The organism is Paenarthrobacter sp. 10L420 (assembly GCF_056395385.1).
Genome location: NZ_JBFTJK010000013.1, coordinates 25,940 through 42,648, shown reverse-complemented (window position 1 = coordinate 42,648; position 16,709 = coordinate 25,940). Strand labels below are relative to the sequence as shown.

The 16,709-nt window shown below is 62.1% G+C and carries 17 protein-coding genes; 12 read left to right on the top strand and 5 right to left on the bottom strand.

Features of this window, described 5'->3' with window-relative positions; genetic code table 11:
* Positions 1–21: 21 nt before the first annotated feature.
* Genes priA through AC1DD5_RS17540 form a run of 3 tightly spaced genes read left to right on the top strand, consistent with a single transcriptional unit; the run spans position 22 to position 3,001 of the window.
* Complete coding sequence (priA, locus tag AC1DD5_RS17550) at positions 22–765, top strand: bifunctional 1-(5-phosphoribosyl)-5-((5-phosphoribosylamino)methylideneamino)imidazole-4-carboxamide isomerase/phosphoribosylanthranilate isomerase PriA (RefSeq protein WP_477522276.1); 744 nt, start codon at positions 22–24, stop codon at positions 763–765.
* Positions 765–1,643: an SseB family protein gene (locus AC1DD5_RS17545; RefSeq protein WP_477522275.1), complete on the top strand. Its 879-nt coding sequence runs from the start codon at positions 765–767 to the stop codon at positions 1,641–1,643. Before priA ends, AC1DD5_RS17545 begins: the two co-directional genes overlap by 1 nt.
* A gap of 53 nt (positions 1,644–1,696) precedes the next feature.
* Positions 1,697–3,001, top strand: a complete 1,305-nt coding sequence (locus tag AC1DD5_RS17540) for an MFS transporter (RefSeq protein WP_477522274.1) — start codon at positions 1,697–1,699, stop codon at positions 2,999–3,001.
* Between the two features lie 122 nt (positions 3,002–3,123).
* Here AC1DD5_RS17540 and AC1DD5_RS17535 read toward each other — a convergent pair whose 3' ends face one another.
* Complete coding sequence (locus AC1DD5_RS17535) at positions 3,124–3,528, bottom strand: DUF1844 domain-containing protein (protein WP_442019234.1); 405 nt, start codon at positions 3,526–3,528, stop codon at positions 3,124–3,126.
* A gap of 229 nt (positions 3,529–3,757) precedes the next feature.
* On the opposite strand from AC1DD5_RS17535, the gene infC reads away from it, so the two are divergent.
* The 5 genes from infC to AC1DD5_RS17510 all read left to right on the top strand — a co-directional run bounded on the left by infC (position 3,758) and on the right by AC1DD5_RS17510 (position 8,045).
* Positions 3,758–4,975 (top strand): translation initiation factor IF-3, encoded by a 1,218-nt coding sequence (gene infC, locus AC1DD5_RS17530; protein ID WP_477522273.1) that lies wholly within the window; start codon positions 3,758–3,760, stop codon positions 4,973–4,975.
* Between the two features lie 119 nt (positions 4,976–5,094).
* A complete protein-coding gene (gene rpmI / locus AC1DD5_RS17525; protein ID WP_059387794.1) occupies positions 5,095–5,289 on the top strand; it encodes a 50S ribosomal protein L35 in 195 nt (64 codons plus the stop codon).
* Between the two features lie 119 nt (positions 5,290–5,408).
* The gene (rplT, locus tag AC1DD5_RS17520; RefSeq protein ID WP_431119525.1) at positions 5,409–6,089 is read left to right on the top strand and encodes a 50S ribosomal protein L20, sunset domain variant; all 681 of its coding nucleotides are present in this window, start codon (positions 5,409–5,411) and stop codon (positions 6,087–6,089) included.
* 26 nt (positions 6,090–6,115) lie between these two features.
* Positions 6,116–7,036 carry a TrmH family RNA methyltransferase gene (locus AC1DD5_RS17515; RefSeq protein ID WP_477522272.1) on the top strand — a complete coding sequence of 307 codons (921 nt, stop codon included), beginning with the start codon at positions 6,116–6,118 and terminating at the stop codon, positions 7,034–7,036.
* Positions 7,037–7,127: 91 nt separating this feature from the next.
* Positions 7,128–8,045: a cation diffusion facilitator family transporter gene (locus AC1DD5_RS17510; RefSeq protein ID WP_477519050.1), complete on the top strand. Its 918-nt coding sequence runs from the start codon at positions 7,128–7,130 to the stop codon at positions 8,043–8,045.
* A gap of 106 nt (positions 8,046–8,151) precedes the next feature.
* Here AC1DD5_RS17510 and AC1DD5_RS17505 read toward each other — a convergent pair whose 3' ends face one another.
* Positions 8,152–9,363 carry an MFS transporter gene (locus AC1DD5_RS17505; RefSeq protein WP_477522271.1) on the bottom strand — a complete coding sequence of 404 codons (1,212 nt, stop codon included), beginning with the start codon at positions 9,361–9,363 and terminating at the stop codon, positions 8,152–8,154.
* A gap of 133 nt (positions 9,364–9,496) precedes the next feature.
* On the opposite strand from AC1DD5_RS17505, the gene AC1DD5_RS17500 reads away from it, so the two are divergent.
* Positions 9,497–9,931, top strand: coding sequence for a (deoxy)nucleoside triphosphate pyrophosphohydrolase (locus tag AC1DD5_RS17500; RefSeq protein WP_477513575.1), 435 nt, complete (start codon positions 9,497–9,499; stop codon positions 9,929–9,931).
* Positions 9,932–9,958: 27 nt separating this feature from the next.
* Here AC1DD5_RS17500 and AC1DD5_RS17495 read toward each other — a convergent pair whose 3' ends face one another.
* Complete coding sequence (locus AC1DD5_RS17495; protein WP_477522270.1) at positions 9,959–11,053, bottom strand: Rv2578c family radical SAM protein; 1,095 nt, start codon at positions 11,051–11,053, stop codon at positions 9,959–9,961.
* A gap of 77 nt (positions 11,054–11,130) precedes the next feature.
* Between AC1DD5_RS17495 and pcp the strand changes: the two genes are divergently transcribed.
* On the top strand, positions 11,131–11,778 hold the full coding sequence (pcp, locus tag AC1DD5_RS17490; protein ID WP_477522269.1) for a pyroglutamyl-peptidase I: 648 nt from the start codon (positions 11,131–11,133) through the stop codon (positions 11,776–11,778).
* On the opposite strand, the gene AC1DD5_RS17485 is transcribed toward pcp, so the two are convergent.
* The gene (locus AC1DD5_RS17485) at positions 11,747–12,379 is read right to left on the bottom strand and encodes an SIMPL domain-containing protein (protein WP_477522268.1); all 633 of its coding nucleotides are present in this window, start codon (positions 12,377–12,379) and stop codon (positions 11,747–11,749) included. The two genes, pcp and AC1DD5_RS17485, sit on opposite strands and share 32 nt — an antisense overlap.
* Positions 12,376–12,813: a hypothetical protein gene (locus AC1DD5_RS17480; RefSeq protein ID WP_477522267.1), complete on the bottom strand. Its 438-nt coding sequence runs from the start codon at positions 12,811–12,813 to the stop codon at positions 12,376–12,378. Before AC1DD5_RS17480 ends, AC1DD5_RS17485 begins: the two co-directional genes overlap by 4 nt.
* Before the next feature lie 163 nt (positions 12,814–12,976).
* Between AC1DD5_RS17480 and pheS the strand changes: the two genes are divergently transcribed.
* Positions 12,977–14,038, top strand: coding sequence for a phenylalanine--tRNA ligase subunit alpha (gene pheS, locus AC1DD5_RS17475; protein ID WP_442019243.1), 1,062 nt, complete (start codon positions 12,977–12,979; stop codon positions 14,036–14,038).
* Between the two features lie 2 nt (positions 14,039–14,040).
* Positions 14,041–16,584: a phenylalanine--tRNA ligase subunit beta gene (pheT, locus tag AC1DD5_RS17470; protein WP_477522266.1), complete on the top strand. Its 2,544-nt coding sequence runs from the start codon at positions 14,041–14,043 to the stop codon at positions 16,582–16,584.
* Positions 16,585–16,709: the final 125 nt, after the last annotated feature.

Genomic DNA, 16,709 nt, shown 5'->3' with positions numbered 1-16,709 from the left:
CCATCAACTCCTAGGACACACATGACCACCTCTGCCCAGTCCGTTCTGGAACTCCTCCCCGCCGTCGACATCGTTGATGGCCAGGCAGTCCGCCTGCTGCAAGGCGAGGCAGGCTCGGAAACCAGTTACGGCACGCCCCTCGAAGCTGCCTTGAACTGGCAGAACGCCGGTGCTGAGTGGGTGCACATGGTGGACCTCGACGCCGCTTTTGGCCGTGGCAACAACGCGGACCTCATTAGCGAGGTCGTGTCCCAGCTCAACGTCAAGGTTGAGTTGTCCGGCGGTCTGCGGGATGACGAGTCGCTGGAACGGGCCCTGGAATTGGGCGTGGAGCGGGTGAACCTCGGTACAGCAGCATTGGAGAACCCTGAATGGACACGGCGCGCCATTGACCGCTTCGGTGACAAGATCGCCGTCGGCCTCGATGTCCGTGGTACCACCCTGGCCGGTCGCGGCTGGACCAAAGAAGGCGGCGACCTCTGGGAAGTTCTTGCCCGCTTGGAGGACGCCGGCTGCGCACGCTACGTGGTCACCGACGTCACCAAAGACGGAACCCTGCAAGGTCCAAATGTTGACTTGCTGCGCCAAATGGTGGAGAAAACGGGTAAGCCCGTGGTGGCTTCAGGTGGTATCTCCAGCCTTGAGGATCTTCGCGTGCTTCGTGAACTCGTGCCCCTGGGCGTTGAGGGCGCGATTGTCGGCAAAGCCCTTTATGCAGGTGCTTTCACCCTGCCCGAAGCGTTGGACGTAGCCGGTCGTCATTGATGTCCGATTCACGACGCGAACTTCCAGGCCACATTGCTGCTGCCTTGGCCGGTGCCGGGGGAGCCACGGACTCGGCGGGGCAGCCCTGGGAAGGCCGTAGCCTTAGTGGTGACGATGCCAAGATCCACAATTTCGAGGACGACGACGGTTCGGCGGATTCAGGTTACCTCGCTGCCGTTGCTGCACTGCTGAATGGGACGGGCAGTGAAGCGGAGGTTGTAGCTTCACTCGCGACGGCCCGGGTCTTCGTTCCCGTGGTACCCCAGCTCGCCGAGGAAGCCGAAGGTGTTGATGGGCTGCACGCGGACAAGCAGTCCGATATGGCATTAGTCACACTCAAGGCCCCTGATGGTCGGAAGGCCATGCCCGTGTTCACGACGGCCGCTGCTCTTGAAGCCTGGCATGCGGACGCCCGGCCGGTAGCTGTTTATGCGGCAAGGGCTGCCCTTTCGGCCGTTTCCGAAGGCGCACAATTGCTGGTACTGGACCCCGGTTCCGCGTTCACGTTCGTGGTTCGGCGGCCAGCCATGTGGGCGTTGGCGCAGCAGCGGGACTGGACGCCGTCTTACCTTGATGATCAACTGGAGTCTGCTCTCGCTTCACAGGCCGAGGCGTTTCCGACGGTGCGCCGACTCAAAACACAGACCGGTGGTGGCGTCGCCTGCCTGACGGCGGATGGCAGGACGGTCCCAGGCGGAGGCGCTGGCCCGGAACTGCGGATAGTGCTGTTCCTTGAGGACGGACTCGACGCCGCATCCGTCCAGTCGCTGGTGGCTGACCTGAATGAGGCGTGGGCGAAGCTGGAATCGTTTGCCGAGGGCGTCGACTCCATCGAAGTAAAACTGCAACGTGCGGCGCAGGAGCCTGGGCTGCACTAGCGGCAGTACCCGTCCACCGGGGACTGCCCCGGGGGAACAAGAGGAATTAGTCCGTGAACTTCGCTCTCTACAAAGAGATGCTGTCTATCCGCCCTGTCCGGCGCCTCCTGCTGGTGGGCATGATCGCCCGCATCCCACATTCGGCGGCTGGCGTGCTCCTGACGTTGCACATTGTCCTGACGCTGGGGGAGGGTTATGCCGCCGCGGGCGCCGCTGCCGCCGTCATGACCATTGGCATTGCCTTGGGGGCGCCTTGGCGTGGTCGGCGCGTGGACATGGTGGGCCTGCGGAAGGCCCTGATCCCATCCGTCATCTCGGAAACAGTGATTTGGTCCATTGTTCCGCACGTCCCGTACGCCTGGTTGCTTCCCTTGGTCTTCGTGGGGGGCTTGTTCACGTTGCCGATCTTCAGCGTGGTCCGTCAATCGCTGGGTGTCATGGTGGACGGGGACCAGCGACGCTCGGCGTTTGCGCTGGATTCCATCGCCACTGAGCTCGTGTTCATGATCGGCCCGGCTGTTGGTGCGATCGTCGCCACGAGCGGCTTCTCGGCAGTGGGACTCACCGCGGTGGGAATCTCTGTCTCCGTGGCTGGCCTGTTTTTGATCTGGTTCAACCCTCCCACCCGCAGCGATCCCAACTGCACTCCGGAGGAATCTGCGGCACGGGCCGCCGCCGACCTTGCCGCTGCCGAGGCGGCCATGGTGGCCTCCGCACCAGGCCACGTGCAGGAGGCGGCGTCTGAAATGGCGCCGGCAGCCGTGTCCCGCACAGCCGGCCTTCGGAATCGCGTGGCCCGCAATTTCACCTGGTTTACAGTTTCCGTTGCGGCCCTTTTCGCCGTAGCCGCGGGATCGGGGATGGTACTTAGCGGCTCCGACGTCAGTATCGTTGGCCTGTTGGAGCGCGGCGGTCACCAGAACGAGATCGGCATCGTCTTCTTCTTCTGGTGTGCGGCATCGGTTGTGGGTGGACTCATCTACGGAGCCATGAACCGTTCGGTCTCTCCCATGCTGCTGTTGTTGGGCATGGCCGCGCTCACCATCCCGATGGGTTTCGCACACGACACCTGGACGCTTGCACTGCTCTCGATTCTCCCGGGCCTTCTTTGCGCTCCGGTGTTGTCGGCGTCGTCGGAGAAGGTGGCGGACCTCGTGGACGAGGAACGCCGCGGCGAGGCCATGGGGTGGTACGGATCCGCGCTAACGGCTGGCATTGCCTTCGGCGCGCCCCTTGCCGGGATATTTATTGACACTGTGGGCCCGTCCGGAGGTTTTGCCTCCGTCGGAACCGCAGGAGTCGTACTTTGCATCGCGGGCTTCGCCCTGATGTCCAGGCGGCGCCGGGCCCGGGTGTAGCTCCAACGTCGGTAAGTCTTCAGTGATCCCGCTGCAGTACGTTGAGCGGCATTAACGACGACGGCGGCCCCGACCACATGTGGTCGGGGCCGCCGTCGTATGTACTTTGGGGCAGTTCCCGGCTAGTTCACCGGTCCGGTGAACTTCTCACCAGGGCCCTTGCCTGGTGCGTCAGGGATAAGGGAAGCTTCGCGGAAAGCCAGCTGGAGGGAGCGCAGTCCATCACGCAAAGGCCCGGCATGCTGGGAACCGATTTCGGGGGCAGCTGCCGTTACGAGGCCAGCCAATGCAGTGATGAGCTTGCGGGCCTCGTCAAGGTCTTTGAGGTCCTCCGCGTTGGGGTCATCGGCAAGGCCGACCTTCACAGCGGCGGCGCTCATCAGGTGGACCGCGCCGGTGGTGATGACTTCAACTGCCGCAACTTCCGCGATGTCACGGATCTGCTGGGAAACCCCGGCATCGGCGGCGGGGGCTGTGGCGGTGTCCTCGGAGTAGGAGTTGCGCGAATTGCTGTCTTCAGTGCTCATACTGGTAAGCTTGTCACAGACCGACTGGAAGTCGTTATTCGCATTAAATGCTCCCGCCCCGTGCAATGTGCGCTTGGCGGGTTATTTCTGTAGAATTGATTTTCAGTTTGCAAGCGGAGTTCTCTCCCACCCGCGTCAGCCGTTTTCCCTTCGGGGAACAGGATTCCTTCACGGAACAAGAGGTTGCCGGGTACTGGTCGGACGCTCAGAGGCCCAGCCTCCGGAGTGCGTGCTTCTCTACAAGGGAGCACACCCGATCCTTGAGGCCTTCGATTGCACCAGCAATTGGAGGCCTTCTCTATTTGCCGGTGAAACTCACCACAACCACAGGAGCTTTAACATTAGCGAGCCAAGAATCAATGAGCGTATCCGCGTCCCCGAGGTGCGGCTGGTCGGCCCTGCCGGCGAACAGGTAGGAATCGTCCGCATCGAGGACGCCCTGCGTCTTGCTGCCGAATCCGATCTCGATCTCGTTGAAGTTGCCCCGCAGGCTAAGCCTCCTGTTTGCAAGTTGATGGACTTCGGCAAGTACAAGTACGAAGCTGCCGTGAAGGCGCGTGAGGCCCGCAAGAACCAGACCAACACGGTTCTGAAGGAAATCCGTTTCCGCCTCAAGATCGACAAGCACGACTACGAAACCAAGCGCGGACATGCACTTCGCTTCCTCGGCGCTGGTGACAAGGTCAAGGCAATGATCCAGTTCCGTGGCCGCGAACAGCAGCGTCCGGAGATGGGCATCCGCCTGCTTCAGAAGTTTGCTGAAGACGTCGCCGAGGTTGGCATTGTTGAGTCCAGCCCACGCATCGATGGTCGCAACATGGTCATGGTGATCGGTCCGCTGAAGAACAAGGCCGAAGCCAAGGCTGAAGCCCGGCGTGCAGCCCAGCGTGCCGAAGCCAAGGCACAGAACGAGGCCAAGGCCTCCGGACGCGTGGACACCACGGGCGACCAGGCTCCGCTGACGCAGACCCTGGGCGACCTTCTTCCGGCAGGCCTGCTTGCTTCCGAAGAAGAGCCCAAGCAGGAAACTGTGGAGGCTCCCGAGGCTGAAACACCCATTGCCGAAGAGGCTCCGGTTGTTGAGGAAGCGCCCGTAGCTGAAGAGGCTCCGGTTGTTGAGGAAGCACCCGTAGCTGAAGAGGCACCGGTTGTTGAGGAAGCTCCGGTAGTCGAAGAGGCGCCGGTAGCTGAAGCGGCTCCGGTAGTCGAAGAAACACCCGTGGTTGAGAAAGCCCCGGCTGTGAAGGCTGCACCGGCGGAGAAAGCACCGGCCCCCAAGGCCGCCCCCGCACCGGCAGCTCCGAGGCCAGCTGTTCCGGCTGCTGCCCCGAAGCCTGCAGTTCCCTCGGCTCCGAAGCCTGTCGCCAAGCCGGCAGCTCCCAAGCCGGCAGCTCGGCCCGCAGCCCCCAAGGCTGCGCCGAAGCCTGCATCTCGCAAGACCAACTAGTTCAACGCCGCGGAGGCCCTGGCCTCCAACGGCAAGCAACCAGCACGCCGGCCCTTGTAGGCCGGCTGCACGAAAGAACTGCGGACTTTGTCCGTGGACACGTAAGGAGATCGGTTCCCATGCCGAAGATGAAGACCCACAGCGGTGCTAAGAAGCGCTTCAAGCTGACCGGCACCGGCAAGCTGAAGCGTCAGCAGGCCAACCGCCGCCACTACTTGGAGCACAAGTCCTCCACGCTGACCCGTCGCCTCGCCGGTGACAAGATCGTCTTCAAGGGCGATGCCAAGGTCATCAAGAAGATGCTCGGCGTCTAAGTTCCAAGTTCTTTGGTTGCTGCCATCCGGTAGCGACCGACTACACCAAAAGCCTTCTCAGGCCGGCCGGATTTCCGGCAGTAGCAGCTTGGGATAAAGATTTCTGAAGGAGTACGCACGTGGCACGTGTGAAGCGGGCGGTAAACGCCCACAAGAAGCGCCGGGTTATCCTCGAACGCGCCAAGGGTTACCGCGGTCAGCGTTCGCGCCTGTACCGCAAGGCCAAAGAGCAGCTGCTGCACTCGTTTGTGTACAGCTACGGCGACCGCCGCAAGAAGAAGGGCGACTTCCGTCGCCTCTGGATCCAGCGCATCAACGCTGCATCCCGCGCCAACGGCCTCACCTACAACCGCCTGATCCAGGGCCTGAAGGCCGCTGAGGTTGAGGTTGACCGCCGCATGCTGGCCGAACTGGCTGTTTCGGACGCCAACGCATTCGCCGCACTGGTGAACATTGCCAAGGCTGCCCTCCCGGCCGACACGTCTGCTCCGGCTGCCAAGGCCGAGGTTGCCGCACCGAAGGCTGCCAAGGTTGCTCCGGCTGCTGCTACCGCAACGGCTGTCAAGGCTTCTGTCTCCGAGAAGCCGGCCATCGATGGCGCTATTGCTGCCGTTGAGGGCGAAGGTGCTCCTGAAGGCCACGCCATCAAGGGCAACGCCGAGTCCAAGAAGTACCACGTACCGGGTTCCACTTGGTACGAGAACACTGCTGCTGAATACTGGTTCTCCACGGTAGAGGCTGCAAAGGCTGCTGGCTTCGAGCCGGCCGGCGGCGAAGCCCGCCAGCAGATCAAGAACTAGTCGCAACTGCCACTAAAGTTCTTTATATGAACCAAACCGGGCGCCCGCAAGACTTTCCGATGACCAACCCCCGAGCAGATCGGGTGAGGGACGTCGCCAAGCTTGCCGGGCGCCCGGCCCGTTTAAAGCGCGGCCGTTTCCTGGCTGAGGGTCCACAGGCGGTTCGCGAGGCTTTGACCCTTCACCGGGAGCGCACAGCGGCAGGCGGTGCCGCCGTCGTGCATGAAGTCTTTGCGAGCGAGGCATGCCTTGAGCGGCTCCCGGAACTCGCAGACCTTGCAGAAGGAACGCAGCTTCGGCTGGCCAGCGACGACGTCCTGGCCGCTATGGCGGACACCGTCAATCCGCAGGGCATCGTTGCCGTGTGTAGTTTTGTGGATGTCAGCCTCGAATCAGTGCTCGACGCCGGTCCTCGCCTTATTGCGGTCATGTGCCAGGTCCGGGACCCCGGCAATGCAGGCACCGTGTTGCGGGCGGCCGACGCTGCAGGTGCCGACGCTGTGATCCTGACGGGCTCCAGCGTGGACATCTACAACCCCAAGGCGGTACGGTCCACGGCCGGTTCGTTGTTCCACCTGCCTGTGGTCCTGGGTGCTGATGTTGAAGATCTCGTCGCGCGCTGCCGGGCACAGGGGATGGGAGTCCTGGCTGCCGACGGCTATGGGACAGTAAACCTGGACCAGCTCCAGGACGAGAATGCTGCCCGGAGGCTCGGAAATGACTCTGTTGCCTCGGATTATGCCCTTGAGGCACCCACAGCCTGGTTGTTCGGGAACGAAGCCCAAGGGCTCTCCGATGCTGAGCTGGCACTCGCGGATCACCGCGTAGCCGTGCCTGTTTATGGTGCAGCCGAGAGCTTGAATCTGGGTACAGCGGCCACCGTTTGCCTCTATGCAAGCGCCCGTTCGCAGCAGGGCGCCCGGGCCGGGAATGCAGAAATAGCCTGACGCCCGGTACGGTATTTCTTGCAAGATAAGACGATGACGACTCTTCTTGGCACAATCCATACTTTCCCAAAACCGAAGAGGTGAAGCTTTCGTGGCTGCAAGTGGCGGTACCAAAGCGATCGTGGCGGCCCTCGCCGCGAACCTGACCATCGCTGTCCTGAAGTTCGTTGCATTCGTCCTGACACTGTCATCATCCATGCTCGCCGAGGCCATCCACTCGGTGGCCGACTCCGGCAACCAGATCCTTCTCCTGATAGGAGGCAAGCGCGCACAGCGTGCCGCAAGCCCCGAGCACCCCTTCGGCTACGGACGCGAGCGGTACATCTACGCGTTCATCGTCTCCATCGTCTTGTTCAGCGTGGGTGGCCTCTTTGCCCTGTACGAAGCGTGGGAGAAGTTCCAGCACCCGCATGGCATCGAAGGCGACTTCTGGTGGGTGCCGTTGGCCGTCCTGGTTGGTGCCATCGTTGCCGAGTCGTTCTCCTTCCGAACCGCCATTGTGGAATCGAACCATATCCGTGGCAAGCAGACGTGGGCCAAGTTCATCCGCAACGCCAAGCAGCCCGAGCTGCCGGTCATCCTTCTGGAAGACTTTGGCGCCTTGCTGGGCTTGGCGTTCGCGCTCTTCGGCGTCAGTATGACCCTCGTCACCGGTGATGGCGTCTGGGACGCCTTCGGTACGGCCATGATCGGCCTGCTGCTGGTCGCCATTGCTGTCATCCTTGCGGTCGAGACCAAATCGCTTCTGTTGGGTGAGTCGGCTACCAAAGACGACGTCGCACGAATCACCGAGGCACTGCAGGCGGATGGCACCAGGATCATCCATCTCAAGACGATGCACCTCGGGCCGGAAGAACTGCTGGTTGCTGCCAAGATCACCATGGGTGCCGCCGATACCGGTCAGGCAATTGCCCGGGTGATTGACGACGCCGAGCAACGGATCCGGGCGGCCGTACCGATAGCGCGGGTCATCTACCTTGAACCGGATGTTGAGCGCGTCCAGGCGTAGTCAGGTCAGCATTAACCCAAGGTGGGCTCCGCTATTTGAACTGGTCAAATAGCGGAGCCCACCTTTTTTGTTGCAGCATCCAGAAGTTAGATCACGCTCTATCGATTTATGAGGTAGCCAGCGGCTTCCTGCGTTCCAGCAGCCCGCTGATGATGGCAACTCCCAGACCCAGGATGGCGAGGACCGCACCCACGAGGGCCGGAGCCACGTAGCCCCAGCCCCAGGCGATCACGGTCCCGCCGAGGAAGGCGCCCAGAGCGTTGGCAATGTTCAGGGCGGAGTGGTTCAGCGATGAAGCGAGCGAGGCAGCGCCCGGGGCGGCATCCAGGAGACGGGTCTGCAACGCTGGCGTGAGCATGGAGCCTATGCCGCCAACGACGAAGGCCATGATGAATGCGGACCAAGCCCAGTGCGCTGCGACTGCGTAAACGACCAATGCTGCGGCGATGCCCGGCATGACCCAATAGATGGTGCCCATAACGGACTTATCCGCAATGCGGCCGCCAATCATGTTCCCCGCAACCATCCCCAGCCCGTATAACGCCACCACCGCCGGAATGAGGCTTTCTGGTATGCCTGCCACGCCCGTCATGGTGTGCGCGATGTAGGTGTAGACGGCGAAGAAACCGCCAAACCCGATGATGCCGATCAGCAACGCAAGCCACACCTGAAGCCGCTTGAGAGCACCAAGTTCGCGTCGAATACTCGCCTCAGGGTGCGCTGCTTCGAAGGGGACGAATTTCCAGACCATGACCACGGTCAGCAGGCCTATGGCCCCCACGATGATGAACAGAAGACGCCAGCCGAAGGTCTGCCCCACCCAGGTAGCCAGAGGCACCCCGATGACGTTGGAGACGGTGAGGCCTGCCATCACCATGGAGATGGCCCAACCGCGTTTTGTGGGTGCCACCAAACCGGCAGCGATGACAGCAGCCACACCGAAGAATGCTCCATGGGGGAGCCCGGAAGCGAAGCGGGAAAGCAGCATGAAACCGTAGTCGGGAGCAAAGAAAGAGGTCAGGTTGGCGATGGAGAGGAACAGCATCAACCCCAGCGCCAGGTGTTTCCTGGGAAGTTTGGCTCCGAATGCAGCGAAGATGGGCGCTCCAATGACAACGCCCAAGGCATAGGCGGAGATGAGGTTGCCAGCCTCGGGAGTGCTGATGCCCAATCCTTCCTCAATTTCCTTGAGAAGACCCATCATGGCGAACTCGGTGGTGCCGATGGCGAACCCGCCCGTGGCCAGCGCGAGGATAGCCAAGCCTAGGTGGCGCCTTGCTTTTTTGGCGACGGCGAGTGGGGACACGGTGATAGTCATGAGCCTGCTTCGTGAGGTGCCTTGAGGGCTGGGAAAAGGTGGAGAAAATCCGATAACAAGCTTAGTCCCGTGACAGTGTCTTGACGTCGCTATGTGACGATGCCCATGATTCCGTCACCCATAGACTGTTTCAGTGACTGGACTGATAAACGTGGTGGGCGCCGCCGTCGTCGACTCCCTGGATGCCCCGGCCCGACTCCTCGTAGCACGTCGCACTGCGCCCCCGCAGTTCGCCGGAATGTGGGAATTTCCCGGCGGCAAAGTAGAGGAGGGCGAGTCGGCCGAAGCTGCCCTACATCGGGAGCTCGCGGAGGAGTTGGGAGTTACAGTCCGGCTCGGGGCGGAGCTGGAGTCCGGTGAGGCCGAGGGGTGGCCCCTCAATGAGCGCGCGGCAATGCGTGTCTGGTTGGCGGAACTCGCTGAAGGCACACCCCGTGCCCTTGAGGATCACGACGAGCTGCGTTGGGTATCCCTGGTTGATGACGAAGAAGCTCTTGGCCTTGCCTGGATCCCGGCTGACTTCCCTATAGTCCGGGCGTTGCTGGAACGCGTGACTGCACGGGCCTAGCTGCCGTTACTGGAGTGGCCCAGCGGCTCAGAAAAGTGGTTCCTGCCCTGGCAACGGCTTACCAACCGCAGGCTTCGTGCCTGAAACTGGAGTGGTGGCTGGCCGTGCATTACGGTGGCTGAAGCCTTGTGTTCCAGTAAAGCCATGCTTGGCTTTGAAATGATTGATCCTGGCCGACAACCAGGAGCGGTACTCTTTTGACGCATAAGATCCCTGCCCGTACAGGCGACGGTACCGTCCTACAAGTTCGGGATGGTGGGCGGCGAGCCACTTCATGTACCACTCACGTGTACCGGGCTTGAGGTAGAGGGCTCCTGCAGTGACGCCCGTGGCGCCTGCCTTGGAAAGTTCCGAGAATAAGGACTCAAGGGCTTCGTCTGAATCCGTGAGCCAAGGCAGGATGGGCATGGCCATGACTCCGCAACCCAGACCTGCCTCACGCAGCCGCGCGATGAGCTTGAGGCGGGCTCTTGGCGAGGGGGTGCCGGGCTCAACAATCTCGGCAAGGTCCTCGTTGGTCATGGCCAGTGAGATGCCCAGGTCCACCGGGACCTGGGTTGCCGCGTGCTTGAGCAGGGGAATGTCCCGGGCAAGCAGCGTGCCTTTGGTCAGGATGGAAAACGGTGTGCCGGAATCGGCAAGGGCCCGGATGATCCCTGGCATCAGCGCGTATCGGCCTTCGGCGCGCTGGTAGGGGTCTGTGTTGGTTCCGAGGGCAACCTGGTGCCGTTCCCAAGAGGGTTTGGCCAGTTCCTTTCGAAGGACCTCTGCCGCGTTGATCTTGACTACCACCTGGGAGTCGAAGTCGCGTCCGGCGTCGAACTCCAGGTAGGTGTGCGTCTTCCGGGCGAAGCAATAGACGCAGGCATGGCTGCAGCCCCTGTAGGGATTCACTGTCCATTCGAAAGGCATGTTGGAACCGGAAGGCACCTTGTTGAGCACTGACTTTGCGGTGACCTCATGGAAGGTGACTCCGGAGAATTCGGGTGTTGAGATGGAACGCACAAGCCCGGCCAGCGGCAGCAGGGCGTCCATGGCCGGGGCAGGGCCAGGAGCCATACTGTCAAGGCTTTCGGACGCCGGTCCACGCGTTGGCGAAAGTGCTTGTGCGTCCCATCTCATGCACTCCATTCGAATGTATGTTCGAACGAATGTCAAGCACTACGAATGCCGATTCCGGAGATTGCTAAGGTTGGCCCATGATTCTGCTGACTGGCTTCGAACCGTTTGGTGAAGAGAAGGTCAATCCTTCCTGGCAGGCCGTTCTGCGCGCACGTGACATCCTTCGCTCTGAGGGGCACAACGTGGAAGCTTTAGAGCTGCCCTGCGTGTTCGGTGAAGCGGCAACCGTCCTGCTGGCCGCCCTCGAAACCCTCATGCCGGACGTCGTGGTGTGCGCGGGATTGGCTGGAGGGCGGGAAAGAATCTCCCTCGAGCGTGTAGCCATCAATTGCGATGACGCCCGCATCCCGGATAACAAGGGCAAGCGTCCCATCGATGAGGAAGTGGTTCCTGGCGGCCCGGCTGCTTACTTCTCGACGTTGCCGATCAAAGCCGCGCTACGGAACCTGCAGATCGAAGGCATCAAGGGTGAGATCTCCCAGTCTGCAGGAACCTATGTCTGCAACCACGTGTTCTATGCGCTGATGCATGCCCTCGCAACCAAGGACGGCATCCGGGGAGGATTTGTCCATCTTCCCTACCTTCCAGAGCAGGTACCCGAGGGGAGCGCGACGCCGTCCATGCCGCTTGAGGCCATGGCTGCTGGCATCGCAGTGGTGGTGCGGACGGCAGTCCAGGCGCCGGTGGATGGACCTAAGGCTTCAAGAGTTCCCATTCCACAGTGACGCTTGCCGCTACGGACGACTCGCCGGCCTGGATGGGAAGTGCTTCAGCAGCAGAGGCCCTGACGAGTCCACCCATCGGAATGGGGGAGCCTGGCAGAGGTTGCTGGGAAATGGAAACCACCGAGCCCAGCCGGGCAGACGCCAAGGACGCGTACTGCTCCGCCCGCTGGAGCGCGTCCTGCCATGCCGCCTCCTGCGCCTGGCTCGTGACCGCAGAGGCATCTGCGAAGCCTTGCTCTATCCCGTTGATCCGGATGTCGTCCCCACCGGCCGCCACCGCCGCAGCAATGGTGGCAGGCGCTTCCGTTTGCGAGCGGATGCCGACACGCACATTGGTGGACGCCACATAGGCAGCGACCTTCTGTCCCTGCCCCTCCACCCACACCAAGTCTGCTCGAAGGTTTAAGCCGCTGGTGTGCAGATCTGCAGCCTCCACGCCAGCCGCGCGCAAACTGGCGGCGACGGCGGCGGCTGCCTTGCCGGCGTCGTCATATGCCTTGGATGCAGTCTCCCTTCGCGTCTCGACGCCCAAAGTCAGTGTCACCAGGTCCGGAACTGCCTTGGCGCTCGCCGTTCCGGTGACGGTTATGGTGCGCTTCATGCTTCGGCCTCAATTCGCTGGTCAATCTCGATTCGCTGGTCAATGTAGCCGCCCGCTGCGAGTCCAGCTTGCCGTTCAAAGAAATTCCTCGACGCCGGATTGCCCGCACGCAGCATGGACCACCCGGCGGCGAGACCGTAGAAAACGAGGAACGGCAACCCCAGGCAGTAGGCGTACTGAGTGCTGTGCCGTTCCTCGTGGGCAAGGAGCAAGTCATTGCGTCCTGCCACGCCCTGGGCTGCACGGTAGAGGATGACGTTCCCCACCGTAAACGCCCCGGCGTGAGGAAGCTTCCACGCATACCCTGCTGCTATCAGCAGACCCCGCGGCCCACGCGAAATGCGCGATCGGGACGTCCGCGCGACCAACAGCCCCAACGGGGTGGTCAGGTTCAGGAAGTTGGCAACTTGCCGCAAGCGCTGCCCGGGAGTCATGAAGCCATGCTAGACCCGTGGCGTACACAAACCCGGGGTTAAATGGCGCCTGTGAGCTTCAACTAGACTGAAGGGTAGTGCCTGCCGTCCGCGGTGAGCGCTGCCCTTTCGTTTTGCAGGCCAGCCATGCCGGCCGCTCCCGACTCGTAGCTAAGAACAGTAGATGACTGACACTTTGCCAGGCGCTGCCATCCCGAATCCGCTGGATGAAGCCGCCATCAACGCCGCCGTTGAGGATGCGATCGCCGCGATTGCGGCTGCCTCCTCCCTCGAAGAACTCAAGGCTGTCCGCCTCGCCCACACCGGAGAGAAGTCGCCCCTGAGCCTGGCCAACCGTGAAATCGGTGGCCTCGCCAAGGAGCACAAGGCTGCCGCCGGAAAGCTCATGGGATCCTCGCGCGGCCGGGTCAACCAAGCGCTCGCAGCCCGGACCGAAATCCTGGAAGCCGAGAACGACGCCCGGATCCTGGTTGAGGAAACCGTTGATGTCACGGCAGCTCCGCGTCGACGCCGCGCGGGAGCGCGTCATCCACTGTCCACGCTGCAGGACCGTGTTTCGGATATCTTCGTCGGCATGGGCTGGGAAATTGCCGAAGGCCCCGAGGTTGAGTCCGAGTGGTTCAACTTTGACGCCCTGAACTTCAAACCGGATCACCCGGCCCGTGAAATGCAGGACACCTTCTTCGTGGAGCCTCCCGAAGCGCACCTGCTGATGCGAACGCACACATCACCTGTGCAGGTGCGTTCCATGCTGGAGCGCGAAGTTCCCATCTACGTGCTGTGCCCGGGCAAGGTGTTCCGCACGGATGAACTCGATGCAACGCACACGCCTGTCTTCCACCAGTTCGAAGGCCTGGCGATCGATAAGAACCTGAGCATGGCCGACCTCCGTGGAACGCTGGAGCACTTCGCCCGCCAGATGTTTGGCGACGAAGCCTCCATTCGCCTGCGCCCGAACTACTTCCCGTTCACCGAGCCCTCTGCTGAGCTGGACATCTGGCACCCCGGTGCCAAGGGTGGTCCCCGCTGGATTGAATGGGGTGGCTGCGGCATGGTCAACCCCAACGTCCTTCGGGCTGCCGGCATCGACCCGGACGTCTATTCAGGTTTTGCCTTCGGCATGGGCATCGAGCGCACGCTCATGTTCCGCAATGAGGTCGGCGATATGCGCGACATGATCGAGGGCGATGTACGTTTCAGCGAGCACTTCGGGATGGAGATCTAACAGTGCGTATCCCACTTTCCTGGCTGCGTGAATTTGCGCAGGTTCCGGCCGATGCTACGGCCGAAGACGTTATGGCTGACCTGGTCAAGGTCGGTTTTGAAGAAGAAGAAGTCCACCGTCCCACGGATGAACTCACGGGTCCCATTGTGGTTGGCCAGGTGCTGAGCCTGGTCAAGGAACCGCAATCCAATGGCAAGACCATCAACTGGTGCCAGGTCCGTGTTGTCCCTGAAGGGCAGGAACAGACGCTGACTGGCGAGGGAATCGATCCCTCCGGCGTGCAGGGCATCATTTGTGGTGCCCACAACTTCGTGGAAGGCGACAAAGTTGTTGTCACGCTTCCCGGAGCTGTGCTGCCCGGAAACTTCCAGATTTCGGCGCGGAAGACCTACGGTCACCTGTCCGCAGGCATGATCGCTTCCGTTCGCGAACTGGGTATCGGCGAGGACCACGATGGCATCCTGGTCCTCTCACGGATCGGGCTGGATCCGGAAATCGGCACGGACGCGATGAAACTCCTTGGTCTCTATGACCAGGCTGCAGAAATCAATGTCACCCCGGACCGCGGCTATGCCTTCTCCATCCGTGGCGTGGCACGCGAGTACGCACACGCCACCGGAACATCCTTCGTTGACCCGGCCTCCAAGGTCAACGCTCCGGCCAGCCTGCAAGGCGGCTACGGCGTCAAGCTCAACGACGACGCCCCCATCTATGGCAAGCCGGGGTGTGACCGCTTCGTGGCACGCACAGTGCGTGGCGTGGACGCTTCCCGTCCCACCCCGCCGTGGATGTCCGCACGTCTCCGTCTGGCTGGCGTGCGTTCCATCTCCCTGCCGGTTGATATCTCCAACTACGTCATGCTTGAGCTCGGCCAGCCAAACCACTGCTACGACCTCGACAAGCTTGCGGGCGACATCGTGGTCCGCCGTGCCGTGGCGGGGGAGAAGATCACCACCCTGGATGACAAAGAGCGCACGCTCGACGTCGAAGACCTGCTGATCACTGATGACTCCGGAGCCATCGGCATCGCCGGGGTCATGGGCGGTGCCCACACCGAGGTTTCCGATTCCACCAAGAACATCCTGGTGGAAGCCGCGCACTTCGATGAAGTATCGATTGCCCGTTCGCGTCGTCGGCACAAGCTTCCGTCCGAGGCTTCCAAGCGTTTCGAGCGCGGCGTTGACTTTCACGTTGCGAATGTCGCCGCCCAGCGCGTCGTGGACCTCTTGGTTGACCTCGCTGGTGGCACCGCTGACGAGACCGGGACCGACGTCGGAACTGCCCCTGACGCCGTCACCATCGAACTGCCCGCAGAATTCGCTGCCGCCCGTATCGGCATCGACTTCACAGAAGAGCAGATCACCACGTCCTTGGTGGATCTTGGTGCTGCCGTGGAAAAGACTGCCACCGGCTACCTGGTGACGGCTCCGAGCTGGCGCAACGACCTTGAAACCAAGGAAGACCTCTCCGAAGAAATTGCCCGTTTGGTCGGCTATGACAACATCCCGGCCACCCTGCCCGTGGCGCCTCCGGGCCGTGGCCTGAGCCGCAGCCAGCAGCAGAAGCGCCGCGTCGTACAGGCACTGGCAGATGCCGGACTGACGGAAGTCTTGTCCTATCCGTTCGTCGCCAAGGCAGCCAACGACACCTTCGGCGTGCCAACGGAAGGCGAAGAACGTCCGGCGTTGAAGCTGGCGAACCCCATCAGCGAGGAACACGGTTACCTCCGTACGTCCATCCTGCCGGGGCTGATCGAGGTTGCCCGCCGCAACCATTCCCGCGGCTTCCGTGACCTGGCACTCTACGAGGCTGGCTCTGTCTTCCTCCCTGGCGAGAAGCTCGGTACTGAATCCATCCCGCCGCTGGGCATAAAGCCTTCCGATGAGGTACTGGATGCACTGTACGACGGCGTCCCGCACCAGCCGCTGCACATCGCCGCTGTCTTGACTGGCCACGATTCGCCTGCGGCCGCGACGCACACGCCGCGTGCGTGGGACTGGGCCGATGCTTTGGACGTAGCCCGGCTCATCGCGGATGTTCTCGGCGTTGAACTCGTAGTCAGCCAGGGAAGCCACCAGGCATTCCATCCCGGACGTGCCGCACAGCTCGCGCTTCGGTCAGGCGACGTGGTGGGCTACGCCGGTGAACTGCACCCGAAGCTCCTCGCAGCCCACGACATGCCAGCACGCTCTGTGGCGGTTGAGGTCAACGTGGAGGCGCTGTTTGAAGCTGCTGCCGACGTCATTGTTGCCAAGCACATCTCCGGATTCCCAGTGGCCACCCAGGATGTGGCCCTGGTTGTTCCGCAGGACGTGCCGGCTGACCAGGTCCTTGCAGCATTGCGTGAAGGTGCGGGCGAACTCCTCGAGGACGTCGCATTGTTCGATGTCTACGTTGGACCCGGGATTGAGGAAGGCAAGAAATCCTTGGCCTTCGGCCTTCGCTTCCGTGCCGACGACCGCACTTTGACGGCTGACGAGGCCTCGGAGGCCCGCGCCGGAGCCGTGGCTGTTGCTTCGGAGCGCTTCGGAGCAGTGCAGCGATAGCGCGTTCGTATGCGACGAAATCCCCGGAACCTCCTGGTTCCGGGGATTTTTTTCAGTTGCCTCCCCACGCGGCGGTGCTGGCGTGCCGAAATATAACCAATTGGTTAGTGTTTAAACTCAGCCGC